The following is a 23,593-nucleotide window of genomic DNA, read 5'->3' on the forward strand; positions in this document are numbered from 1 at the left end:
TGTCGTGTGCGCTTGATCAGATCCCGCGCGACGTCGCTTTGCGTCCGGGGGGTCGCCCCCCGGTCGGAAAGGGGAGCACGTTGAGTCCAGCGATACCCGGGAGGGGCCCGACGCCCCCGAGCGGCGCCCGGCGGGTCAAACGCCGTGTGGCGCTGTTGTCCGTTTCCGCGCTGGCGATCACAGGGCTGGCGGCCACGACCGCGCCCTCGACATCGGCCACGCCTACGCGCGTCGACACGACGAAGGCGGTGTGGAATCCGGGCCCCGAGGACCACTACGTCAACTCCGTCGACGCGGCCATCGACACCAGTGCGCTGCCCGGCGACCCGGCCAAGGCCGCGTCGCTGAAGGCACAGAACGCCGCGGCCGACCGCAAGAACTCCGACGGCAACCCCCGTGCCGCCGCCCAGATCAAGGAGCTCGAGGCCGAGGCCGGGCGTACCGGCAAGAGCCCGGCCGAGATCAAGGCCGAGCGCAGCGGCAAGCCCGTCGACGCCAAGCAGACCGCGAAGCTGCTCACCGTCCTGGTCGAGTTCAACGACCAGGCCAACGACGACTTCTCCGGCTTCAAGCGACCGACCAGCGTTTCGGATCCGACCTGTGTGACCGAGCCTCCCGGCACGATCAAGAACGGGCCGCTGCACAACCGGATCCCGAACCCGGCGCTGAACCCGAACGACAACAACTCGCAGTGGGTGCCGAACTTCGACCAGGCCCACTACAACAAGATGCTCTACTCCAAGGAGGGCATCACCGAGCGCATGCGCACCGACCTCACGGGGCCGGACGGCAAGCCGGGCATCAGCCTCGCTGGCCAGACCATGCGCAACATGTACGAGGAGATGTCGGCCGGAAAGTACTCGGTTTCCGGCGAGGCGACGCCGTGGGTCAAGGCGCCACACTCCGAGGCCTGGTACGGCGCGGGCGCCTGCGGCAACGCGCAGCAGGACAACAGCGGCAGCCCGGCCAACCCGCTCGGCGCACAGCAGCTCGCCATCGACGCGGTCGACGAGTTGGCCAAGCAGCAGCCGAAGTTCCCGTGGGCCGACTACGACAAGGAAGACCCGGGCGACGCCGACCACGACGGCAACACCCAGGAGTCCGACGGTGTGGTGGACCACCTGGTCCTGGTGCACGCGGGCAAGGACAAGTCGGCCGGTGGCGGTGCCGAGGGCACCTACTCCATCTGGGCGCACGCGAGCACCGTGCTCTTCGGCCACCAGGTGCCCGGCAGCAACATCAAGATCGCGAACTACATCGTGCAGCCCGAGGACTCCGGAGTGGGCGTGTTCGCCCACGAGTTCGGCCACGACCTGGGCCTGCCCGACCTGTACGACAACTTCAGCGCCGGCCAGACGGACCTGAACTTCTGGGACCTGATGTCGGCCGGTTCGCACACCGGTGCGCTGTTCCAGTCGCAGCCCGCGCACATGGGCATCTGGGACAAGTACGCGCTCGGCTGGCTGACCCCCGACCTGGTCAAGGTCGGTGACCGACCCAAGGTCGCCACCCTGGGCCAGGCCGCCAAGACGCCCAAGGGCACCTCGCGGGGCATCCGGGTGAACCTGCCGAACAAGCAGGTCAAGGTCGGTACGCCGCACGGCGGCCAGAACATGTGGTACTCCGGTCAGGACCAGGCTTGGTCCGACATCCGGATCGAGCGGAACATCGCGGTGCCCGCGGGCACGGACGTGAAGTTCTGGATGTGGAACGACTACGTCATCGAGCAGGACTGGGACTTCGGCTTCGTCGAGGTGTCCACCGACAACGGTGCCACCTGGAAGCAGCTCGCGGTCAAGGACGAGTCGGGCAAGCTGGTCAGCACGCCGCCGGACTACCCGGACCCGACCAAGAACCTGGCCACATTCCGCAAGACCAGCGGTCTGACCGGCGACAGCGGCGGTTGGCGGCACGACAACGTCGACCTGACCCCGTACGCGGGGCAGAGCATCAGGCTGCGGCTGGACCTGAACACCGACGCCGCGTTCATGGAGAAGGGTTGGTTCGCCGACGACTTCTCGCTCACCAACGGCGGCGCCACGGTGTGGTCGGACGACGTGGAGAGCGGCGACAACGGCTGGACCGCGATCAAGGGCACCAACGCGATCACCAAGGGCGAGGGTTGGGGCCGCACCGGCGGCACCTTCGAGCGGGAGCAGTACTACCTGCTCGAGTGGCGCAACCTGTCCGGCTTCGACGAGGGCCTGAAGTACGCGTACACCGGGGGCGTCAACGGCAAGACCAACCGGGTGCCGTACAACGCGCCGGGCATGCTGGTCTGGCTGCGCGACAACCAGTACCAGAACAACGGCGTCAACTTCAACATCGACAACGGGCCCTCGTGGGGCCCCAAGGGCGAGCTGTTGATCGTCGACTCGCACCCGGACCCGCTGCGCTACACCGGCGAGGCCGCGGCGCAGTTCCCGCAGGTCGACCCGAACACGCCGAACATCGAGCGGCGGAACGTCTTCGCCAACCTGCCGACCCGGCCGCAGGCCGCGAACGCGGCGTTCGGGTTCGTCAAGACGTCGCCGTTCACGGACTGCATCCCCGGTACCGCGTACTGCACGTCGTTCCCGGCGCAGGCGCCGGTGACGCTGTTCACCGACACGGTGGGCTGGGCACCGGGCACCGAGCTCTACAAGGGTCGGGTGCTTCCGAAGGACCGCTACGGCTCGACCGTGGTGCCGGCGAAGGCGCCGTACTCGACCAAGGTCACCAAGGCGGACGGTTCGCTGGACCGGGACAACTTCGGCAAGCTGTTCCACGGTTCCGAACTGGGCACGGGCAACCCGGGCTTCGACAAGGGCTACGGCGTGACCGCGCTGCCGGTGCTCCCGCTGCCGGGCAACTCCGGCGCGGTGGTCTGGATCCTGCCGGCGCAGAAGTAGCGGCCGCCGCGCACGTGTTCCTCGCGTGCGGGTAGCCGCGTATCGGTTCCAACGGAAGGGGCGCTCCCGAATTCGGGAGTGCCCCTTCTGCTGTGCGCGGCGCGCGGCGCCGGCGGGTCAGTCCTCCTCGACCGCCTCGTCCGACTCGACGCCCGCGCGCTCGGCCCGGACCGCCGCGTCCAGCCGGGCCCGGGCGCCGTCGAGCCACTGCTCGCACACCACGGCGAGTCGCTCGCCGCGCTCCCACAGGGCCAACGACTCCTCCAGAGTGATGCCGCCGGTCTCCAGGCGGCGCACGACCTCGATCAGCTCGTCACGGGCCTGCTCGTAGGCCGGTGCCTCGTCCGGCGCGGGTGCGGTCTGCTCGCTCATGCCGCCAGCCTAAGGCCGGATCACGGGCGGGCCGACGTGACCCGCACGGCGGCGCCGCGGTCCGGACGCTCCCTCGACAGCGGCGCGACCAGCGTGGCCGAGGCGCCGTAGGCGAGGTCGGGACCGGGATCGCCGGTGCCGAGCACGGAGCCCTTGTACGGCACGCCGTAGTGCGCCGGATCGGGCGCGCCGTCCGCGTCGACCACGCGGGTGCTGTACGGGCCGCGCGCGGGCACCACGGTGGACCCGTTGGTGAAGCGGTCCACCGGCGCGCCGTCGACGTACTCGACCCCCGGCGCCCAGCCGCGGTCGTCGCCGAACGCGCGGACCGGTTCGCGGGCCGCGAAGTCCTGACACCACGCGCCGTTGCCGTGACACGCCCCGAACGCCGGGGTGGGCAGGAAACCGAAGGCGGCGTCCGCGGACTGCGCTCGACTCTCCAAATTCTTCCGGGGGTTGCTCTTGACCAGGTAGTGCTCGCCGGCCTCGCCGGTCCACCGGCGCGGATCCGGATGCGCGTCCATGAGCAGCGTCTGGCCCTTGGCGCCGTAGCTGGGCGGCGCGCTCAGATTGAAGTTCACGCCGTTGTTCTGGTACTCGGCGTCGCGCAGCCACACCAGCATGCCGGGCACGTCGTAGGCCAGTCGGCGCACCCGCACGCCGCGTGCGTCGCTGTGCTCGGCGGTGTACGCGTACCGCAGGCCCTGGTCGAAGCCGACCGGCGCGCGCCACTCCATCAGGTAGTACTGCTCGCGCTCGACCTCGCCGGAGGTCCGGCCCCAGCCGGCCCCGCGGGTCACCGTGTTGGTGCCCTTGATCGCGGTCCAGCCGTTGTCGCCGCTCTCCACGTCGTCCGACCACACCGTGGCGCCGCCGTTGGTGAGCGAGAAGTCGTCGGCGAACCAACCCTTCTCCATGAACGCGGCGTCGGTGTTCAGGTCCAGCCGCAGCTTGATGCTCTGCCCCGCGTACGGGGCCAGGTCGACGTTGTCGTGCCGCCAGCCGCCGGTGTCGCCGGTGAGGCCGTTGACCTTGCGCAACTCGGCGAGGTTGCGGTTCGGGTCGGGATAGCCGGGCGGGGTGCTGACCAGGTTGCCCGCGTCGTCGTGCACGGCGAGTTGGGTCCAATTCGCGCCGTCGTCGGTGGACACCTCGACGAAGCCGAAGTCCCAGTCCTGTTCGATGGTGTAGTCGTTCCACATCGAGAAGGTCGCGGACCCGCCGGCGGGCACCGCGAGGTCGCGGACGAGGCGGGCGTCGGACCATTCCTGGTCCCGCTCCGAGTACCACATGTTCGCGCCGCTGTGCGGGGTGCCGATCCGGACCCGTTCGGTGGGCAGGTCCACCCGAACCGCGGCCAGGGTGCCGGGCGCGGGCTCGGCGGCGGCGCCGAGCGAGACGGTACGCGAGCCGCCGCCGACCGGCACCACCGGCGGATCGATCCAGCCCAGCACGTACTTCGACCACGCGCCCAGGTGCGTGGGCATGGTCTGGAACAGCGGCCCGGCGTGCGAACCGGAGGACATCAGGTCCCAGAAGTCGACGTCGGTCTCGCCGCCGCTGAAGTTGTCGTACAGGTCGGGCAGGCCCAGGTCGTGGCCGAACTCGTGGGCGAACACGCCCACTCCGGAGTCCTCGGGCTGGACGATGTAGTTCGCCACCTTGAGGTCGGTGCCCGGGATGGGGTGTCCGCGCAGCACGGTGCTCGCGTGCGCCCAGATCGCGTAGGTGCCCTCGGCACCGCCGCCCGCCGACTTGTCCTTGCCCGCGTGCACGAGCACGAGGTGGTCGATCACGCCGTCGGGCTCCTGGGTGTCGCCGTCGTCGTCGGCGTCGCCCGGGTCCTCCCGGTCGTAGTCGGCCCAGGGGAGGTTCGGCTGCTGTTTCGCCAACTCGTCGACCGCGTCGGTGACGAACTGCCGCACTCCGCGCGGGTTCTGTGGACTGCCGCTGTTGTCCTGGCGGATCGCGCCGCAGTGGCCGGCCGCGTACCAGGCCTCGGAGTGCGGCACGCTCACCCAGCCCGCGGCCTCACCGCCGATCGTGTACGCGCCGTGCGACATCTCCCGGTACATGTTGCGCATGGTCAGCCCCGCGAGGCTGACGCCGGGCCGGCCGTCCGGGCCGGTGAGGTCGGGACGGACCCGCTCGGTGATGCCCTCCTCGGAGTAGAGCATGCGGTCGTAGTGGGCCTTGTCGAAGTCCGGGACCCACAGCGTGTTGTTGTCCCGGCCGGCGACGGCCGGGTCGGGGAGCAGGTTGTGCCGGGGGCCGTTCTTGACCGTGCCCGGCGGCTCGGTCACGCAGGTCGGGTCCGCGACGCTCGTCGGTCGGCTGAAACCGGAGAAGTCGTCGTCGGCGTGGTCGTTGAACTCGACCAGGATGGTCAACAGCCGGGCGTCGCGGGTGCCGGCCCCGGCCTGGGCGCGTGGGCTGACCCCGGTTCGGGCCGCGGTCGCCTCCGCCCGGGCGAGCCGGCGCGCGGGGGCGGGGTTGCCGGCGGCGAACTTGCGGTCGTACTGCCGGGCCCGTCGGTCGGCCGCGAGCGCGCGCTCACGGACCTCGGGGGACGCGCCCGGCGGGCCGTCGGGCGGCAGCGGGTCCCTCGGTGCGACGTAGTTGACGTAGGAGTCGGCGGCTGACGGATTCCACCGCGCGGGCGAGTCGTCGGCGGCGGCCACGGAGGACGTGGCGACGCCGGTGAGCAACAGCGCGGACGCGGCGAGCAGATGACGCAACACACGCGCAAACTAAGACGTTTTCGCCGCCGATCGGGTGAGACATGACTGCTTGTCATACGAACGGGTCAATGATGGGGATTTGGGGGCAGGCGGGACGTGTGGCGTGATGGGGCGTGGCGATCGGGCCGGGGCGGTCGCCGGTGGGTTCGGCGGTGGGGCCGCCGGTGGGTTCGAGTCGGGGCCGGTGACGGGCTTGCCGACGGGCGCCTCCGGGGTGATCAGTCCTTCGGGACGACCACGTCGAAGCGTCCGGCCGCCACCCGGGCGGTCAACCGCTCGCCGGCCGCCACCTCCGCGGGATCGCGCACGGCGTGCCCGTCCGCCCGCTGCAACACCGCGTAGCCGCGCTCCAGGGTGGCCGCGGGGGAGAGTGCGACGACCCGCGCGCGGGTGTGCGCCAGGTCACTCTCGGCGCGGTCCAGGAGGTGGCGCAGGGTGCGCCGGGAGCGGTCCACGAGGGCGGCCACCTCCTCCGCGCGCAGGTCCACCATGCGTTGCGGATCGGCCAGCACCGGACGCGAACGGGCGGCCCGCAACCCCTGGTACTCCCGATCGAGCCGGGCCCGCAGCGCGAGCCGCCCCCGATCGCGCACCTGGTGCACCCGGTGCATCTCCTCGCGGATGTCCGGCACGATCCGCTTCGCGGCGTCGGTGGGCGTGGACGCCCGATAGTCGGCCACCAGGTCCAGCAGCGGCGAGTCCGGCTCGTGCCCGATCGCGCTCACCACCGGCGTCGTACAGGCGAAGACGACCCGTACCAACTCCTCGCTGGAGAACGGCAACAGGTCCTCCACACTGCCGCCGCCCCGGGCCACCACGATCAGGTCGACGTCGGGGTCCGCGTCCAAAGCGCGGATCGCCTCGACCACCTGCGACACCGCGCTCACCCCCTGCACCGCGACGTTGCGCACCGCGAACCGTACGGCCGGCCAACGCCGCTTGGCGTTCTCCAACACGTCCCGCTCGGCCGCCGAGGCGCGCCCGCAGACCAGGCCGATGCGATGCGGCAGGAACGGCAGCGCCTGCTTGTGCCGGGGATCGAACAGCCCCTCGGCGGTCAGCGCCCGCTTGAGCTGCTCCAACCGGGCCAACAACTCGCCGATCCCCACCGGTCGGATCTCCGCGGCCCGCAACGACAACGTCCCACGTGCCCGATACCAGTCCGCCTTCGCGTGCACGACCACCCGCGAGCCCTCGGCCACGATGTCCCCGACCGCGTCGAAGACCTTCCGATAGCAGGTCACCGAGATGGACACATCCTGCTCGGCATCCCGCAGCGTCATGAACACCACGCCCGCCCCCGGTCGCCGACTGAGCTGCGTGATCTGCCCCTCGACCCACACATCCCCCAGCCGATCGATCCACCTTCCGATCAACCGAGAGATCTCGGCCACGGGCAGGGGCGCGTCGGCGGAAGTCGTGAGAGCCATCCCCAGAGGCTAACCGGCCCACCGCCCGCCCGGGACGACGCGCGCCGAGGCCGGCGACCCGCACAACAGATCGACCCCCACGTGCGTTTCCAGGGATAGGAGAATCGCGATGCCGCCGCGGGCAGCCGGCCCTCCGTGTGTGCCGCTCCGGCGAATGCTGGAAGGCACCGTGGGCGGAGTGTTCGAGGCTCCGGACGGTGTCCGGGCCGCCTCCGGCCACGGGCCTTCGACGTCTCGAGTTCGGCCGGCGTCAGTAGTGATAGCGGGCGGCGAGGATAACGACCTCGCTGTCCGCGACCAGGTAGACGAGGCGGTGCTCGTCGTCGATCCGCCGCGACCAGGCGCCGGGCAGGTGGTACTTGAGCGGCTCGGGCTTGCCGATCCCGGTGCAGGGGTCGCGCCGCACATCCTCGATCAGCTTGTTGATCCTGGCGAGCATCTTGCGGTCGTTCCTGAGCCAGGAGGTGTAGTCCTCCCACCCGTGATCCTCGAAGACGAGCCTCACTCGGTGTCGACCTCGTCATTCGCCGAGTCGGGGTCGACCAGCGCACGCTCGGAGACGTTGCCGCCGCTCAGCGCGTTCTCGTAGGCCTTGAGCAGACGACGAGCGTTCGCCGGCGAGCGCAGCAGGTAGGAGCCTTCCCGCAGGGCCGCGTAGTCCTCGGCGGAGATGAGGACGGCGTTCCCGTGCTTGGAGACGATCTCGATGGCCTCGTGATCGTCGTTGACCTTCTTTATCAACGGGAAGAGATCCCTGCGGGCCTCGCTCGCGGTGATCGACATGACGTCACACCTTTCGGCAAGTGGTACCGAATAACGTACCACTTTTCATTGGCGAAGCCGGAAGAACGGCGACGGGCCCGCCTCCGAGAAGGCGGACCCGTACGGTGTGCGGTGCCGGTGCGGCGACCGGCGATGGTCAGACGTTGAAGCGGAACTCCACCACGTCGCCGTCCTGCATGATGTAGTCCTTGCCCTCCATGCGGGCCTTGCCCTTGGTGCGGGCCTCGGCGCGGCTGCCGGTTTCGACCAGGTCGTCGAAGCCGATCACCTCGGCCTTGATGAAGCCGCGCTGGAAGTCGGTGTGGATCACACCGGCCGCCTCGGGGGCGGTGGCGCCCTTGGCGACGGTCCAGGCGCGGGCCTCCTTGGGGCCGGCCGTGAGGTAGGTCTGCAGGCCCAGGGTGTCGAAGCCGACCCGGGCCAGGATGGACAGGCCGGATTCCTCCTGGCCCAGGCTCTGCAGCAGTTCCAGCGCCTCGGCCTCGTCCAGTTCGATCAGCTCGGACTCGATCTTGGCGTCCAGGAAGATCGCCTCGGCCGGCGCGACCAGCTCGCGCAGTTCGTCCTTGAGCTCCTCGTTGACCAGTTCGTCCTCGTCGACGTTGAAGACGTACAGGAAGGGCTTGGCGGTGAGCAGGTGCAGCTCGCGCAGCGGCTCCGGGTCGAGGCCGGCGGCGAAGACCGTGGTGCCCGCCTCCAGCACCTGCTTGGCCTTCTCCACGGCGGCGGCGACCGCGACCTTGTCCTTTTGCAGGCGCGAGTCCTTCTGCAGGCGCGGCAGGACCTTCTCGATCGTCTGCAGGTCGGCCAGGATCAGCTCGGTCTCGATGATCTCCTTGTCGTCGACCGGCGAGATCTTGCCGTCGACGTGCACCACGTCCGGGTCGGTGAAGACCCGGATGACCTGGCAGATCGCGTCCGACTCGCGGATGTTGGCGAGGAACTTGTTGCCCAGGCCCTCACCCTCGGAGGCGCCGCGCACGATGCCCGCGATGTCCACGAAGTCGACCGTGGCCGGGACCTTCTTGGCCGATCCGAAGATCTCCGCCAGCTTGTCCAGACGCGGGTCCGGCACGCCCACCACGCCCACGTTCGGCTCGATGGTCGCGAACGGGTAGTTCGCCGCGAGCACGTCGTTCTTGGTCAGGGCGTTGAAAAGCGTCGACTTGCCGACGTTGGGCAGGCCGACGATTCCGATGGTGAGCGACAACTGGATTCCCTGGCTTCTCGGCGATCGATGTGGCGCGCTGCGGACATACAAGCGCCTTCGGAAAGTGTAGGTGGTGGCCTGTGGCCAGTAGCATCCCTGGTTTCGTACGCCGGCCACTCAACGACGGGGACATCGATGAGCCGCACCTCGAACACCCAGCACAACCGCAGGCAGCTCATCGACGGCGTGCTGTGGGAGTCCAAGCCCATGCGCGTCCTGCTGTTCACCGCGTTCATTCCGATCGCGCTCGGCTTCCTCGACCTGGCCGGCCTCGGACTGCCGACCGTCGTGGCCGTGGCCCTCTACGGCGGGCTCAGCCTCTTCGTACTCGTCGGCTTCGCGCTCTACCAGTACCGCAAGCTCTCGATCGGCCCCAACGGTCTGGTCTTCCACGGCCTGTTCCGCACGCGCGGCCTGCGTTGGGAGGAGATCTCCTCGGTCGAGGTCAAGCTCAAGGCCAACGCGGGTGACAGCCCCTGCTACGCGGTGGTGCGCTGCGCGATGCGGGCCGGCGGCCGCAAGCAGCACACGATCAACTTCCTGGGCAAGGAGATGTTGCCGTACCTGGCCGTGGACCTGCGCTGGTACGCCGCCTCGCGCGCCATCCCGGTCCAGGTCCTCGGCACCGCCGAGGTGGTTCACGCCGTGGACACGGTGGAGAGCGGCGCCCGGGCGTGACCGACGCCACGCCCATCCGACGACCCGGGTGAATTACTCGACCCGAACTGCCACCAATCCCGGCCGGGAAAGCGTCCTCCCTGGTGAAACCGAGAAATCGGGGGCAGGAAACAGATCGGTCGAGGACGAGGTGAGCGGCGACCGGGCGGACGTTTCGACACGGGCGGAGTGAGGTTTTTCGTGTTCTTGGACGGTTTTGACCGTGATGCGGCAATACCTTGGGTGGATGGAACAGCGCAGCCGAGCGGGAGCGCGTCCCGTACCGACCCGGAACCCCCGGAAAAGGCCGCCCGTGCCGGCGCCGGGACGAGGTGACGCCGGGCGCCGTCGACCCGTTTCGTCCGCGCCGATTCCACCGGCCTCGACACCCGCCGACCGCGAACCGCCCCGGGAGCGCACCGGCCCTCGGCCCCACCCTCGTCGCCCCGGCGCCCCCTCGCGGCGGGCGAACGGCGCGCCCGGCGGATACCGCCCGTCCGGCAGCGGCCTGACCGCCGCCGGTGCGGCCGTGTTCGGCTTCGGCGGCACCCTGCTCGGCGGCCTCGTCGACCACCTGGCCACCGATCGGCTGGGATTCGTGTTCGGGTTCGCGTTCCTGGTCGCCTCGGTGTTCGTGGCCTGGAAGGTGCGCGCCCAGGACTGGCTCGCCGCGATCATCACGCCGCCGATCGCGTTCGCCACGACCGTCGTGCTCGTGAGCACCCTGCTGGGCGACGACACGCAGGAGAGCCATCTCTCCCGGGTGGGCCTGGACCTGATCACCGCGCTGTCCTTCAAGGCCGGTCTGCTGTGGGGCGGTACCGCCCTGGCCGCCGTCGTCGTCCTGGTCAAACGCCGCGCGGCCGACCACCCGTAGCGCGAATCCCGCGAGCCCGCGATACGCGGGGCGGGTCCGCGTACGCCGAAAAGGCCCCGGGCGCGCCGAAAGGCTCGCGGGTGCGCTCGAAAGAGCCGAGCGGGCGCCGAAAAGCCGACGGGCCCGTCCGATGCCTCGGACCGGCCCGTCACCGACAAGTCGCCCACATCACGCACCCCGCGCCCGCCACCGGCACGCGCGGCCTCAGGCGTTGCGCAGGTCCCGGCGCAGCTCCTGCGGCAGCGCGAACTGCAGACGCTCCTCCACCGATCGGTGAATGTGCACGTCGCCGAAGCCGCGCTCGGCCAGCCACGCCAGCACGCCGTCCACGAGCACCTCGGGCACCGACGCGCCGGAGGTGACGCCGACCGTGCCGACCCCCTCCAGCCACTCGTCCTTCAGCTCTTCCGCGTAGTCGACCAGGTACGACGCCCGGGCGCCCGCCTCCAGCGCGACCTCGACCAGCCGCACCGAGTTGGACGAGTTGGTCGAGCCGACCACGATCACCAGGTCCGACTCGGCGGCGATCTGCTTGACCGCGACCTGGCGGTTCTGCGTCGCGTAGCAGATGTCGTCACTCGGCGGGTCGATCAGCAGCGGGAGCCGCTTGCGCAACTCCTTGACCGTGGCGATGGTCTCGTCCACGGACAGCGTGGTCTGGGACAGCCAGGCCACCTTCGACGGGTCGCGCACCTCGACGTTCGCGACGCCCTCGGGGCCGTCCACCAGGTGGATGTGATCGGGCGCCTCACCGGCGGTGCCGATCACCTCCTCGTGGCCCTCGTGGCCGATCAGGAGGATGTCGTAGCCCTCCTCGGCGAAGCGCACGGCCTCCTTGTGCACCTTGGTCACGAGCGGGCACGTGGCGTCGATCGTGCGCAGCGAACGGGCCGCCGCCTCCTCGTGCACCACGGGAGCCACACCGTGGGCGGAGAAGACGACGGTGGCGCCCTCGGGCACCTCCGCCGTCTCGTCCACGAAGATCGCCCCGCGCTTCTCCAGCGTCTCGACGACGTATTTGTTGTGCACGATCTGCTTGCGCACGTACACCGGCGCACCGTACAGATCGAGGGCCTTCTCGACGGTCTCGACGGCTCGGTCGACGCCCGCGCAGTACCCCCGGGGGGCGGCGAGCAGGACGCGGCTGGTTGACGACATGTGTCCATCGTACGGGCGGCCACGCGTGCTCCACCGGGGCCCGCGCGGCAAAGCGCGCGTAATAGGGTCCTTTGTCGAGGCCGGCCGTCGGTGCGCCGCGCCCCGGACAGGACCAGGTCCACCCACGCCGTCCACGGGAAGACGTCGGATGCCCTTCAGCTCAGCGGAACGGCCCGGAAACGACACGTCGCGTCGATCGGAGTCCGCGAAGCGGCGCCGGGTGAGCTGGGATCTGCTGCGGGTGACGTTCGTGGGGCTGGTGCTGCTGTTCCACGGCACCCATCTGGCCCGGCAGTGGCATCCCGAATTGGCCGCGCGTCCGTTCGTCTTTCCGTACCAGTTGGGCGCGAGCCTGCTTCTGGTCGTGTCCGGCTACTTCGCGGCGGTCTCGCTGCGCAAGGGCGACGTGGTGCGCTGGTGGGTCGGCCGGATGGCGCGGATGTTGCCGGCGTTCTTCGTCGGCGTGCTCGGCACGTCGCTGTTCCTGCGGCTGTGCGCGCCGCCGGGATGGTACGCGCCGAGCCTGCGCGACGTGCTCGCCAATCTGGCCATGCTCTGGAACTGGAAACCGCAGTCGTACACCTATGTGGACGCGGCCTACTGGACGATTCCGCTGCAACTGTTGTGGTTCACCGCGATCTTCGCGCTGTGGCGCTCGCGCCGGGTGCACGGGGACGCGACGGTGCGCACGTTGTGGCTGGTGTTGTGCCTCGAACTGTTCCTGCTGCCGGTCCGGCTGCACCTGCAATCGGAGGCGTTCCGCACGCTCTACGACGGGTTCGGGCTCTACCGCGTGCACCTGTTCGTCGCCGGTATCGGGGTGCACCTGTGGTCACGGCATCGCGTCCGCGGCCCGCACGCGGTGTTCCTGCTCGGCGCGTGCTCGTTCGTGCACCTGTGCCAGACCCGGCACGCGTCCTGGACGGTCGGACTCGTGCTGGGCATCGCCGCGATCTGCGTCGCGGCGCTGGGGCCGGACTGGGACCGATGCGTGCCCGCGTGGGCGGGTCGCGCGCTGCAGTGGACGGCCGGGATCACCTACGCGATGTACCTGGTGCACCAGTCGATCGGCTACGTGGTGATGCGCCGACTCCAGGACCACGGCGTCGGCGCGGTGGGGCAACTGCTCGCGTTGGGTGTGCTGGCGGTGCTGCTCGGCTGGCTGCTCACGGTGCTGGTGGAACGTCCCGCGCATCGCGCGATCATGCGCGGCTTCGATCGGCTGCGGCCCAAGCCCTGAGCGGCGGTCCGGCCGGGTGCCGCCGCGCGCGATCCCCGGGCATTCCTCGCGCCCTCACAGCGTGTACTCGGAGAAGAACGCCCACATCAGTTCATTGGCCGAGATCTCCTGGTTGATCCGGCCGAAGCCGCGCACCTCGGTGCCCGCCGCGCCCGGCCAGGTGTGCCCCGCGTCGGACTGCGTGTACAGGACCACCGCCGCGCCGCCCGCGCAGCCGGTGTACGCCGTGCGCTCGACGTGCCGGGACACGCGGGTGCGTACCGCCGTGCTCGGGCAGTCGTCGACGGCCGCCCAACGCCGCGCCGCCTCGGTCACCGAATAGGTCCAGCGCGACGCCCGCCCACCGTCGTAGGGGTTGGCCTGGTCGGCCAGGCCGTGGAAGGTCAGCACCGGGACCGGTCGGATCGGTCGGCACGGCGCCGGCCGCGCGCCGTCGGTGCCGTCCGCGCGCAGGCCCGCGACCGGCGCCACGGCCGCTATCCGCCGACTCAGCGTGCAGGCCAACAGCGAGGTCATCCGCGCCCCGCCGGAGAATCCGGTCGCGTACACGCGCCGGTCGTCCAGGCACAACGAGCGGTCGAGCGCGTCCAGCGTGGCGCCGACGAAGCCGACCTCGTCCCGGCCGCCGACCGCGGCCGGGTGGCCGCCGTACAGCGGCACACCGGGGATGTTCCAGGCCCGCCCGCCGGTCGTCCCGGGGTAGCTCAGGCCGCCCTCCGGGATCGCCACGACGAAGCCGTAGCGCTCGGCGGACGCGCCCAGACCGGTGATGGCCATCTGCGCCACGCCGGTGCTGTTGCTGCCGTGCAGGTTCAGCACCAGCGGCCGCGGCCGGGCGCCGTCGTAGCTGCGCGGGACGTACGCCTGGACCCGGTAGGTCTCGCCGGAGAAGGACACCGGCACGGCCACCCACCCCTGCCGGTCCCGCCCGTCGCACCCGGTGTCCGCGGCGGCGGATCCGGTCGCCGCGGCCGGGCCGTCCTGGCGGGCCGTCAACCGGGCCAGCGCGAACACCGCGAGCACCGCCGCGACCGCGGCGAACACCGCGAGCACCCGGCACACCCGCAGGCCGGTACACCGGAATCCCGCCACAGCCACCCCACCTCGTTCGGTGATCCGGGTCCGGATCCGGTCCGTTTCGCGAGCATGTCCCCGAAGACAGACGTTCGCGAACCGTCCAAGGTTGCCTCATACGGCGACCGCTCGGCACGTAGAGTTGTCCGCCATGACCGGGACCCGCATCGTCGTCGGCGCCGCGATCCTCCACCGAGGGCGCGTACTCGCCGCGTGCCGCAGCGCGCCGGCGGAGTTGGCGGGTGGTTGGGAGTTCCCCGGCGGCAAGGTCGAGCCGGGCGAGAGCGAGGCCGCGGCCCTGGTCCGGGAGTGCCACGAGGAGCTCGGCGCGACGGTGCGACCGGTACGCCGGCTACCCGGCGCCTGGCCGCTCGCGCGTGGGTATGTGCTGCACGTGTGGCTCGCCGACCTGGTCGCGGGCGAGCCCCGGGCGCTCCAGGACCACTCGGCGCTGCGCTGGCTCGGCTCCGGCGAGGTGTCCGGGCTCGACTGGCTGGCCCCCGATCGCCCGGCCGCGGAACTGGTCGCGAAGGTGCTCGCGAAACCGGTCGCGGCCGAGTCGGAGAAGCGGTCCACAGGCCCCGAAATGCCGCCGAGAACACCTGTCGGGTCGACTCGGCCGCACCCGGCGGCCGGGCTTGAGAACGTGATCAACCGGGAAAACGGTCCGGAGTAGCAGCGACAAAGGGATCCGCCGTCCATGGAGCAGCGCCGAGAAGCCGATCGGAATCCGGGGGACGCGACCCGGCGATCCACGGCGCCCGGTTCCCTGTTCGATCTCGTCCCGTCGGCTACGTGGGTGCTCGACGCCGAGGGTCGGATCGTGATGTGGAGCGCCGCCGCCGAGCAGTTGTTCGGCTATCGACGCGAGGACATCCTCGGAGCCCGCGCGGTCGACCTGGTGCATCCGCCGTTCACCGCCGCGCAGGAGGCCGCCACAGGGCAGGCCGTCGCGGGCGCGGACGTCTTCGCCGGCTCGTACACGATGCGCAGGGGCGACGGCACGCTGTGCACGGTGGAGTCGCGCGCGGCCTTCGCCGAGGACCTGGCCGGGAACCGGTTCGTCCTGATCACCTCGATGGACTCGACGGTGGTGCGCAAGGTCGAGGCCGACCTGGCGATCCGCGAGGCGCTGTTCGACCAGTCGCCGATCGGCGTGGGCATCTTCGACGCCGACCTGCGCTACGTCGCGGTCAACGACGCGCTCGCCGCGATCAACCGGCTGCCCGTGGAGGAACACATCGGGCGCCGGCTCGAGGAGGTCCGTCCCGGGATGGACACCGAGCGGGTGCGCACGATCCAGCAGCGGGTGCTGGAGACCGGCGAGCCCGTGGTCGACTCGCGGATCTTCGGCCCGATCCCCACCGACGGCAGCCCGCGCACCGTGTGGTCGATGTCGTACAACCGGCTGGAGGCGCCCGGCGGCCGGATCCTGGGCATCAGCTGTTCGCTGATCGACGTGACCGAGCGGCACTACGCGATGGTCAAGGTGGACGCCGCGCGCAAGCGGCTCGCGCTGCTGAACGAGGCGGGCACCCGACTCGGCGCCACCCTGGACATCCCCCGGATCGCCGAGGAGCTGACCGCGTCGGTGGTGCCCGGCTTCGCCGACCTGGCCGCGGTGGACCTGCTCGACGCGATCGTGCAGGGCGAGGAGATCCCGCCCGGCGCGCACGCCGAGAAGGCCCGCCTGCAACGCGTGGCCTCGCGCGGCGCGCGCCCGGGGCGATACACCGACGAACTGCTCCGTCAGGGCAGCACCCTGGTCTACGCGGCCGACTCGACGTTCGGCCGATGTCTGCGCACGGGCGGCTCGTACCTGATGCGCAACGTGCAGGACGACATGTACGACGAGCTGATCCACGATCCCGGCCGGGCCGAGGCCGCCCGCGCGCTGGGCCTGCACACGATGATCGTGGTGCCGCTCAGCGCCCGGGGCGTGGTGCTCGGCACGATGCTGCTCGGACGCGGCGAGGGCCGACCCGCGTTCGACCCGGACGACCTCACGCTCGCCACCGAACTGGGCTCGCGCGCGGCCGTTTCGGTGGACAACGCGCGGCTGTACCACCACCAGCGCGAGACCGCGGTGATGCTCCAGCGCAGCCTGTTGCCACAGAACCTGCCCACGCTGCCGGGCATCGCGGTCGCGCACCGCTACCTGCCGGGCAGTTCGGTGACCGAGGTCGGCGGCGACTGGTACGACGTGATCCCGCTGTCCGGCGGCCGGATCGGGCTCGTGGTCGGCGACGTGATGGGCCACGGCGTGCACGCGGCGGCGGTGATGGGCCAACTGCGCACCGCGGTACGCACGCTCGCGGGCCTGGAGTTGCCGCCGGCCGAGGTGCTCGGGCACCTGGACGACATCGTGGTGGGCCTGGGCGAGCTGCACTACGCGACGTGTGTCTACGTGGTCTACGACCCGGTGGCGCGCACCTGCGAGTTCGCCAGCGCGGGGCACATGCCGCCGGTCCTGGTACCGCCGGGCGGCCGGCCGCGCGTGGTCGACAACCCACCCGGGACGGTGCTGGGCGTGGGCGGCCTCGGCTTCGAACAGGGCGATTTCGCGGTCGAGTCGGGCAGCACCCTGGTGTTGTACACCGACGGCCTGGTGGAGACCCGTGATCGCTCGCTCGACGTCGGCATCGACCTGCTCTGCACTGCCGTGGCGGGCCCCCTGGGCACCCTCGAGCAGACCGCGGACAAGGTGGTCGCGGACGTGCACGAGGAGCCGGGATTCGACGACGTCGCCCTGCTCGTGGCCCGCCTGGACGCGCTCGCCGAGGACTCGGTCGCCTCCTGGTGGCTGCCGGCCGAACCCGCGGTGGTCTCCCGCGCCCGCGAACTCAGCCGCAAGACCCTCACCGAGTGGGGCCTGGACGCGCTGGTCGACATCACCGAACTGCTGGTCAGCGAACTCGTCACGAACGCGCTGCGCTACGGCGCGGGCCCGATCCGACTGCGCCTGCTGCGCGGCCGGGCCCTGCTGTGCGAGGTCGCGGACGCCGGCACCACCCTTCCGCGCATGCGTGAGGCCGAGGACACCGACGAGGGCGGCCGCGGCCTGCAACTCGTCAACCAACTCGCCGAACGCTGGGGCAGCCGAAAGTCCGGCCACGGCAAGACGGTCTGGTTCGAACTGCCTTTGCCGGAGTAGCCGAGGGGCCACAGCCACGACGGCGACCCGGACCGCGGGGGGTTCTCGCCGATCGGGCGTGCGCTCCTCGAGCCGGCGATTCAGGTGTCGTGGACCGTCGAGCGGTGCCCGACGTGGATCACCCACACCACCAGCTTGCCGTTGTCGATCGTGTAGACGACGCGGTAGTCGCCGACGCGTAGGCGGCGGCGCTCCGGCCGCGATACGAGTGCCGTGGTGTTGAAGCCGAGTGGGTTGCTCTCCAACTGGGTCAGCTTGACCAGGATGCGCAGCGCCATGTCGCGAGGGATCTTGCGAAGTTCGGCCTGCGCTTCGGGTCGAAAGACGGTGCGGTATTCACTCACTGCGCGCCAGGGTCTCCCCCATCACGTCCTCGATCGGGATCCCGGCCGCCGGATTGGCCATGCGCTCGTCGATGACCCGGTTGATCTCGCGCTCTTCCCACTCCTGGTACTTCCGCAGCACCTCGATGGACACCACCGCGGCCACCTCTTTGCCGCGACGCGTGATGACCGTGGGCATGTCGTCGCGATCCGCCCGCTCCACGACCTCGGCCAGGTGCGCGCGCACGTCGCGGATGGACTCTATGGGCATCCGGCTCATGAATCGATGTGTACAGAATGTCTCATGTGTACACAAGCGCGCATTCCCCGTGACGACGCCCGGCCCGCCCACGAGCCCGCGACTCCCGAGCCGAGCGTCGTCCCGCCCCTCAGTCCCCGGACCCCCGTCGCCGGATCTTGTTGCCCAGCCACACCAGCGGGTCGTACTTGCGGTCCGCGACCCGCTCCTTCATCGGAATCAGCGCGTTGTCGGTGATGTGGATGTTCTCCGGACACACGTCCGTACAACACTTGGTGATGTTGCACAGGCCCAGGCCGTGCTCCTCCTGGGCGGCCTTCTGCCGGTCCGCGACGTCCAGGGGGTGCATGTCCAGCTCGGCGATCCGCATCAGGAAGCGCGGGCCGGAGAAGGCCGCCTTGTTGTCCTCGAAGTCACGGATGACGTGGCAGGTGTTCTGGCACAGGAAGCACTCGATGCACTTGCGGAACTCCTGCGAGCGTTCGACGTCGACCTGCTGCATGCGGTACTCGCCCGGCTCCAGGCCGGGCGGCGGCGTGAACGAGGGCACCTGCCGGGCCTTGGCGTAGTTGAACGACACGTCGGTGACCAGGTCGCGGATCACCGGGAACGTGCGCATCGGGGTGACCGTGACCACCTCCTCCGGCGTGAACGTGCTCATCCGCGTCATGCACAACAGCCGGGGCCGGCCGTTGATCTCGGCGCTGCACGAACCACACTTGCCCGCCTTGCAGTTCCACCGCACCGCGAGGTCCGGCGCCTGGGTGGCCTGCAGGCGATGGATGATGTCGAGGACCACCTCGCCCTCGTTCACCTCGACCTTGAAGTCGCACAACTCGCCGCCGGCCTCGTCGCCGCGCCAGATCCGAAAGTCCGCCTTGTAGGACATCAGCCGTCCTCCCCGGGAAGTTCCGCGTCGGTCAGGTACTTCTTCAGCTCGTCGCGCTCGAAGAGTTCGAGCAGGTCGGCACGCATCGGTACGGCCTCGCTCCGGGTCAGGGCCACGGACAGGTGCTCCGCGTCCGGGTCGACGATCGAGCACGCGAGCACCACCCGACGCCACTGCGCGGACATCCCGGGGAAGTCGTCGCGGGTGTGCCCGCCCCGGCTCTCCTGGCGTTCCAGCGCCGAGCGCGCCACGCACTCGCAGACCAGCAGCATGTTCCGCAGGTCCAGGGCCAGGTGCCAGCCCGGGTTGTACTGCCGGTGGCCCTCCACGCCCGCCTTGGCCGCGCGCGCCTTGAGCTCCTCCAGGCGGCCCAGCGCCTCGGTCATCTCGCTCTCTTTGCGGATGATGCCGACCAGGTCGTTCATGGTCTGCTGGAGTTCCTGGTGGACCGTGTACGGGTTCTCCGCGCTTTCCACCGCGAACGGCGCGAGCGCCTCGGCGGCGGCCGCGTCGATCTGCTCCTGGGCGGCTTCGCGCCGCGCCTCGCCGATCTCCTCGGCATAGCGCGCCGCGTGCTCGCCCGCCCGACGGCCGAACACCAGCAGGTCGGACAGCGAGTTCCCGCCGAGCCGATTGCTGCCGTGCATGCCGCCGGCGACCTCACCGGCCGCGTACAGGCCCAGCACGCCCGGCGTCGCGGCGGTGTCCGGATCCACCGCGATCCCGCCCATCACGTAGTGGCAGGTGGGCCCGACCTCCATCGCCTCGGCCGTGATGTCGACGTCGGCCAGTTCCTTGAACTGGTGGTACATCGACGGGAGTTTGCGGCGGATCTCCTCGGTCCCGCCGGCCATCCGGCCGACCACGGTCAGGAACACCCCGCCGTGCGGCGACCCCCGGCCCGCCTTGACCTCGGAGTTGATCGCACGGGCGACCTCGTCCCGGGGCAGCAACTCGGGCGGGCGCTTGTTGTTCTCCTGGTCGTTGTACCAACGGTCGCCCTCGGCCTCGGACTTGGCGTACTTCTCCTTGAACACGTCCGGGATGTAATCGAACATGAAGCGCCTGCCCTCGGAGTTGAGCAGCACTCCGCCGTCCCCGCGCACCGACTCGGTGACCAGGATTCCCTTCACCGACGGCGGCCAGACCATGCCGGTCGGGTGGAACTGGACGAACTCCATGTTGATCAGCGGCGCGCCCGCGAGCAACGCGAGGGCCTGCCCGTCCCCCGTGTACTCCCACGAGTTCGAGGTCACCTTGAAGCCCTTGCCGATCCCGCCGGTGGCCAGCACGACGGCCGGCGCGTCGAACACCGTGAAGCGGCCCGACTCGCGCCAGTAGCCGAACGCGCCGGTGATCCGGGTGCCGGCCTCGGAACCCGCGTCCGGGACGGTCAACAGGCGGGTGATCGTGCACTCCTGAAAGACCTTCAGTCGTGCCTCGGGATCGCCGAACTCGCGCTCGTCCTGCTGTTGCAGGGCGACGATCTGCTGCTGGAGGGTACGGATCAGCTCCAGACCGGTGCGGTCGCCGACGTGTGCCAGCCGCGGATACTCGTGGCCGCCGAAGTTGCGCTGACTGATCCGACCGTCCGCGGTGCGGTCGAACAACGCGCCCCAGGACTCCAACTCCCAGACCCGGTCCGGGGCTTCCTTCGCGTGCAGTTCGGCCATCCGCCAGTGGTTGAGGAACTTGCCGCCGCGCATCGTGTCGCGGAAGTGCACCTTCCAACTGTCCTGCGAGTTGACGTTGCCCATCGAGGCGGCGATCCCGCCCTCGGCCATCACGGTATGGGCCTTGCCGAACAGCGACTTGCAGACGACGGCGGTGCGCAGGCCGCGCATCCGGGCCTCGATCGCGGCCCGCAACCCGGCGCCGCCCGCGCCGATCACGACCACGTCGTACGAATGACGTTCCACTTCGGACACGAGTGCCACTCCTGTACTGGGCTGGGCCGGGGTGTTTCCGGTGATGCTCGGGCTTGGGAGCGTTTACACGGGGGGTGAGTCGCCGCTCCAGGCGGGCGAACTCGGAACAGGCGCGCTCGAACCGGCGAAGCTTGCGCGAGCGCGCTCGGAGCAGACGCGCTCAGAAGAAGCGGGGGTCGTCGAAGGCGCCGCTCGCGACCAGGTACACGTACAGATCGGCCAGTGCGACGCTGAACAGCGAGGCCCAGGCGAGTTCCATGTGCCGGCCGTTGAGCCTGCTGACGAAACCCCACAAGCGGTAGCGCACCGGGTGCTTGGAGAAGTGCTTGAGCTTGCCGCCGACGATGTGCCGGCACGAGTGGCAGGACAGCGTGTACGCCCAGATCAGCAACACGTTGGCGAGCAGCACCAGCGTGCCGAGCCCCATGTGCCCCCAGGCGCCGTGCTCGTCGCGGAACGCGATCAGCACGTCCCAGGACAGGATCACCGCCACGATCGTGGCGAACCAGAAGAAGTAGCGGTGGATGTTCTGCACGATCAGCGGGAACCGGGTCTCACCCGAGTACGAGCCGCGCGGCTCGGGGACCGCGCACGCCGACGGCGACGCCCAGAAGCCCCGGTAGTAGGCCTTGCGGTAGTAGTAGCAGGTCAGTCGGAAGCCGAGCGGGAAGATCAGGATCAGCAGCGCGGGGGACAGGCCCCACCAGTCGCCGAACAGTGGCGCGTTCGCGCTCATCGGCATGCTGTCGCACTTGGACGCCAGACACGGCGAGTAGAACGGCGACACGTACGGCTCGGCGAAGTAGTCGTCGTTCGCGAACGCGCGCCAGGTCGAATAGACGATGAACGCGGACAGGATGGACACCGTCACCGCGGGCGAGAGCCACCAGCGGTCCGTGCGCAGATGCCGGGCTTGGATCTGTGCCCGGCCGGGCGCGTTGGTGCCGGTACCGCCGGCGGGTCCCGTCGTCCCTGTAGCCAAGACGTCACCTTCCTGTGCGGCGGGGCGGTCGCATGCCACCCACGCCTTCGTCGTCCGCGTCCGCGAAGAGGACCGGGTCGTAAGGCAGGTCGGACATCACTTCGGTCGGCGTCGGGACGGGAACGACCGCCGGTTCGCTCTCGGCGACCGTCTCGGCCAGGAAGCCGAGACTGCTCCGCGCCCGGTCCACGTCGTCGCCGAGCCTGCGGACGCCGTACGTGTCGCCGAGCGTGCGGCGCAGAGCGCGCACCGCGCGTGCCAGATCGTCGAGCCTGCGCCTGGCCAGAGCCAGGTCCTCTTGCGCCCGATTCGTCAAGATCGCGCTCACCTCCTGCTTTTCCGGCGCCACGTCGTCGGGGGCCGGGGGATGGGGATGGTGTTGCGGACTTGCCATTGATTCCCGAGGTGGGATCGTCGGCAGTCTGGCGCGAACGATCAATCGATGGAAAGTGTTTCGAGGATCTGATGGGTCACAGATCGGGAAAACATGATCAACGACGAAAAGATCACCGGAATTCGATCTTCGAGGAACAAGATCGAATTCCGGTGATCAGGACGAACGGGGTTCGAGGATCTCCGCGACGGGCGGGAAAGTCGAGGTTTAACGATCTTCGCGAGGCTTAACGGTCCTCGATGCGCATCGTGGCCGCCGGGCTGGATTCCACCCGGGTACGGGTCGCGCCGATTCGCGGCCGGCCGGGAAGAATGCGCTCCGCTTCGGCGAGCGCCTCGCGCGCGGCGACGATGTCGCCCTCGGCGCACACGCACAGCGCGAAAGTGCACAACGCGTCGGCGTGCCCGGCGCGCGACGAACGCTTTTCGGTGGCCACCAGGCGTTTGGCGGCGCGTACCGCCTTGGGCGCGTTTCCGTGCAACACCATCAGCAGCGGTTCGTCGTCCTCGGATTCGAGCCGGATGGTCGCACCGGAGGGATGCAGGTAGGAATCACCGGGTTTGCGCAGTGCCTCCTCGGCGGCGGCCAGGTTGTCCGCGAGCGGCACCGTGCCCATGATCAGCGCCTGCACCATCACCTCGCCGAACAGCGCGCGGGCGGTGTCCCAGGCCGGGTGGCTCGGTCCGATCCGGTCCAGGTAGGCCCGGGCGACCGCCGCCGCGGCGGCGTCGTCGGCGTGCGCCTCGAGCGCCTGGACCCGTGCGAAAGTGCGATAGGGCTCACTTTCGGGCCCCTCGGGAATCAGATCGGCCAATTGTTCGACCATTGCGACATCCCCGTCGCGATACGCCTCGGTGGCCCGTTCGTACAGCAGCCGGGCCCGCCCCGCCGGGGTGCCCTGATCGGACGATGGGGGTGTCTCACCGGCCCCCATATCGGATGGAACGGGCCCAAAGGTCCCGTCCTGCCGGTCGGCGGCCCGTCGGGACCACCGCTTGCGGATGCGCTCGTTGAAGGACTCGCCAGACTCGCTCACACCTACGGATTCTGCCCTGTGGGGCCTTCGAACGGCGGTCGGCGGGCGCCGGGACCGAGCGCGGGACGCTCCTCCCCGTACGATTGACCTTGGCGCCGAGGAGGCAGGCCGGTTCGCGCGACGCTTATCGCGCGGCTGAGGAGGCTCGCGGTCGCCGGCCCGTCCGTAGCATCCCCGACTGAAGCCGAGAGACAC

21 protein-coding genes are annotated in these 23,593 nt (G+C 70.2%); 6 read left to right on the forward strand and 15 right to left on the reverse strand.

Translation table 11 applies throughout. The annotated features are described in order from the left end of the window. The first annotated feature begins 146 nt into the window (after positions 1-146). Entirely contained in the window at positions 147-2,891 is a 2,745-nt protein-coding gene (locus tag ACIBSV_RS35240) for an immune inhibitor A domain-containing protein (RefSeq protein ID WP_395870413.1), read from the forward strand. A gap of 117 nt (positions 2,892-3,008) precedes the next feature. Here ACIBSV_RS35240 and ACIBSV_RS35245 read toward each other — a convergent pair whose 3' ends face one another. From ACIBSV_RS35245 to ychF, 6 genes are all read right to left on the reverse strand, one after another. Continuing rightward, a complete protein-coding gene (locus tag ACIBSV_RS35245; protein ID WP_395870415.1) occupies positions 3,009-3,263 on the reverse strand; it encodes an exodeoxyribonuclease VII small subunit in 255 nt (84 codons plus the stop codon). Between the two features lie 20 nt (positions 3,264-3,283). Then, positions 3,284-6,004: an immune inhibitor A domain-containing protein gene (locus ACIBSV_RS35250; RefSeq protein WP_395870417.1), complete on the reverse strand. Its 2,721-nt coding sequence runs from the start codon at positions 6,002-6,004 to the stop codon at positions 3,284-3,286. Between the two features lie 218 nt (positions 6,005-6,222). Beyond that, entirely contained in the window at positions 6,223-7,434 is a 1,212-nt protein-coding gene (xseA, locus tag ACIBSV_RS35255; protein ID WP_395870419.1) for an exodeoxyribonuclease VII large subunit, read from the reverse strand. A gap of 250 nt (positions 7,435-7,684) precedes the next feature. Beyond that, positions 7,685-7,939 carry a Txe/YoeB family addiction module toxin gene (locus ACIBSV_RS35260; RefSeq protein ID WP_395870420.1) on the reverse strand — a complete coding sequence of 85 codons (255 nt, stop codon included), beginning with the start codon at positions 7,937-7,939 and terminating at the stop codon, positions 7,685-7,687. Further along, positions 7,936-8,217 (reverse strand): type II toxin-antitoxin system Phd/YefM family antitoxin, encoded by a 282-nt coding sequence (locus tag ACIBSV_RS35265; protein WP_395870422.1) that lies wholly within the window; start codon positions 8,215-8,217, stop codon positions 7,936-7,938. The genes ACIBSV_RS35260 and ACIBSV_RS35265 overlap by 4 nt, the downstream gene beginning before the upstream one ends. A 136-nt stretch (positions 8,218-8,353) precedes the next feature. Beyond that, positions 8,354-9,427 carry a redox-regulated ATPase YchF gene (gene ychF / locus ACIBSV_RS35270; protein WP_395870423.1) on the reverse strand — a complete coding sequence of 358 codons (1,074 nt, stop codon included), beginning with the start codon at positions 9,425-9,427 and terminating at the stop codon, positions 8,354-8,356. Between the two features lie 135 nt (positions 9,428-9,562). Here ychF and ACIBSV_RS35275 point away from each other — a divergent pair, with 135 nt between their 5' ends. After that, a complete protein-coding gene (locus ACIBSV_RS35275; RefSeq protein ID WP_395870425.1) occupies positions 9,563-10,105 on the forward strand; it encodes a hypothetical protein in 543 nt (180 codons plus the stop codon). A 226-nt stretch (positions 10,106-10,331) separates the two neighbouring features. Beyond that, positions 10,332-10,961, forward strand: a complete 630-nt coding sequence (locus ACIBSV_RS35280; RefSeq protein WP_395870427.1) for a DUF6542 domain-containing protein — start codon at positions 10,332-10,334, stop codon at positions 10,959-10,961. Between the two features lie 204 nt (positions 10,962-11,165). Here ACIBSV_RS35280 and ACIBSV_RS35285 read toward each other — a convergent pair whose 3' ends face one another. Beyond that, positions 11,166-12,119: a 4-hydroxy-3-methylbut-2-enyl diphosphate reductase gene (locus ACIBSV_RS35285; protein ID WP_395870429.1), complete on the reverse strand. Its 954-nt coding sequence runs from the start codon at positions 12,117-12,119 to the stop codon at positions 11,166-11,168. A 220-nt stretch (positions 12,120-12,339) separates the two neighbouring features. Between ACIBSV_RS35285 and ACIBSV_RS35290 the strand changes: the two genes are divergently transcribed. Further along, complete coding sequence (locus ACIBSV_RS35290) at positions 12,340-13,359, forward strand: acyltransferase (protein WP_395870431.1); 1,020 nt, start codon at positions 12,340-12,342, stop codon at positions 13,357-13,359. Between the two features lie 54 nt (positions 13,360-13,413). Here the strand turns inward: ACIBSV_RS35290 and ACIBSV_RS35295 are convergent, their stop codons facing one another. Next, positions 13,414-14,451, reverse strand: coding sequence for an alpha/beta hydrolase family esterase (locus tag ACIBSV_RS35295; RefSeq protein WP_395870433.1), 1,038 nt, complete (start codon positions 14,449-14,451; stop codon positions 13,414-13,416). A gap of 133 nt (positions 14,452-14,584) precedes the next feature. On the opposite strand from ACIBSV_RS35295, the gene ACIBSV_RS35300 reads away from it, so the two are divergent. Beyond that, positions 14,585-15,109, forward strand: coding sequence for a (deoxy)nucleoside triphosphate pyrophosphohydrolase (locus ACIBSV_RS35300; RefSeq protein WP_395870435.1), 525 nt, complete (start codon positions 14,585-14,587; stop codon positions 15,107-15,109). Positions 15,110-15,133: 24 nt separating this feature from the next. Next, entirely contained in the window at positions 15,134-17,587 is a 2,454-nt protein-coding gene (locus ACIBSV_RS35305) for a SpoIIE family protein phosphatase (protein WP_395870437.1), read from the forward strand. Between the two features lie 80 nt (positions 17,588-17,667). Here ACIBSV_RS35305 and ACIBSV_RS35310 read toward each other — a convergent pair whose 3' ends face one another. From ACIBSV_RS35310 to ACIBSV_RS35340, 7 genes are all read right to left on the reverse strand, one after another. Further along, a complete protein-coding gene (locus ACIBSV_RS35310) occupies positions 17,668-17,931 on the reverse strand; it encodes a type II toxin-antitoxin system RelE/ParE family toxin (protein ID WP_395870440.1) in 264 nt (87 codons plus the stop codon). Further along, the gene (locus tag ACIBSV_RS35315; RefSeq protein WP_395870442.1) at positions 17,924-18,190 is read right to left on the reverse strand and encodes a type II toxin-antitoxin system Phd/YefM family antitoxin; all 267 of its coding nucleotides are present in this window, start codon (positions 18,188-18,190) and stop codon (positions 17,924-17,926) included. The genes ACIBSV_RS35310 and ACIBSV_RS35315 overlap by 8 nt, the downstream gene beginning before the upstream one ends. A gap of 109 nt (positions 18,191-18,299) precedes the next feature. Next, positions 18,300-19,058, reverse strand: a complete 759-nt coding sequence (locus ACIBSV_RS35320) for a succinate dehydrogenase/fumarate reductase iron-sulfur subunit (protein ID WP_395870444.1) — start codon at positions 19,056-19,058, stop codon at positions 18,300-18,302. Next, positions 19,058-20,986 (reverse strand): fumarate reductase/succinate dehydrogenase flavoprotein subunit, encoded by a 1,929-nt coding sequence (locus ACIBSV_RS35325; RefSeq protein ID WP_395870446.1) that lies wholly within the window; start codon positions 20,984-20,986, stop codon positions 19,058-19,060. The genes ACIBSV_RS35320 and ACIBSV_RS35325 overlap by 1 nt, the downstream gene beginning before the upstream one ends. A gap of 160 nt (positions 20,987-21,146) precedes the next feature. Further along, a complete protein-coding gene (locus ACIBSV_RS35330) occupies positions 21,147-21,968 on the reverse strand; it encodes a hypothetical protein (RefSeq protein WP_395870448.1) in 822 nt (273 codons plus the stop codon). A gap of 4 nt (positions 21,969-21,972) precedes the next feature. Then, positions 21,973-22,296 (reverse strand): hypothetical protein, encoded by a 324-nt coding sequence (locus ACIBSV_RS35335; protein WP_395870449.1) that lies wholly within the window; start codon positions 22,294-22,296, stop codon positions 21,973-21,975. Between the two features lie 292 nt (positions 22,297-22,588). After that, a complete protein-coding gene (locus ACIBSV_RS35340) occupies positions 22,589-23,398 on the reverse strand; it encodes a hypothetical protein (RefSeq protein ID WP_395870451.1) in 810 nt (269 codons plus the stop codon). Positions 23,399-23,593 lie beyond the last annotated feature (195 nt).

The sequence above is a fragment of the Embleya sp. NPDC050154 genome (assembly GCF_044460165.1).
Classification (GTDB): domain Bacteria; phylum Actinomycetota; class Actinomycetes; order Streptomycetales; family Streptomycetaceae; genus Embleya.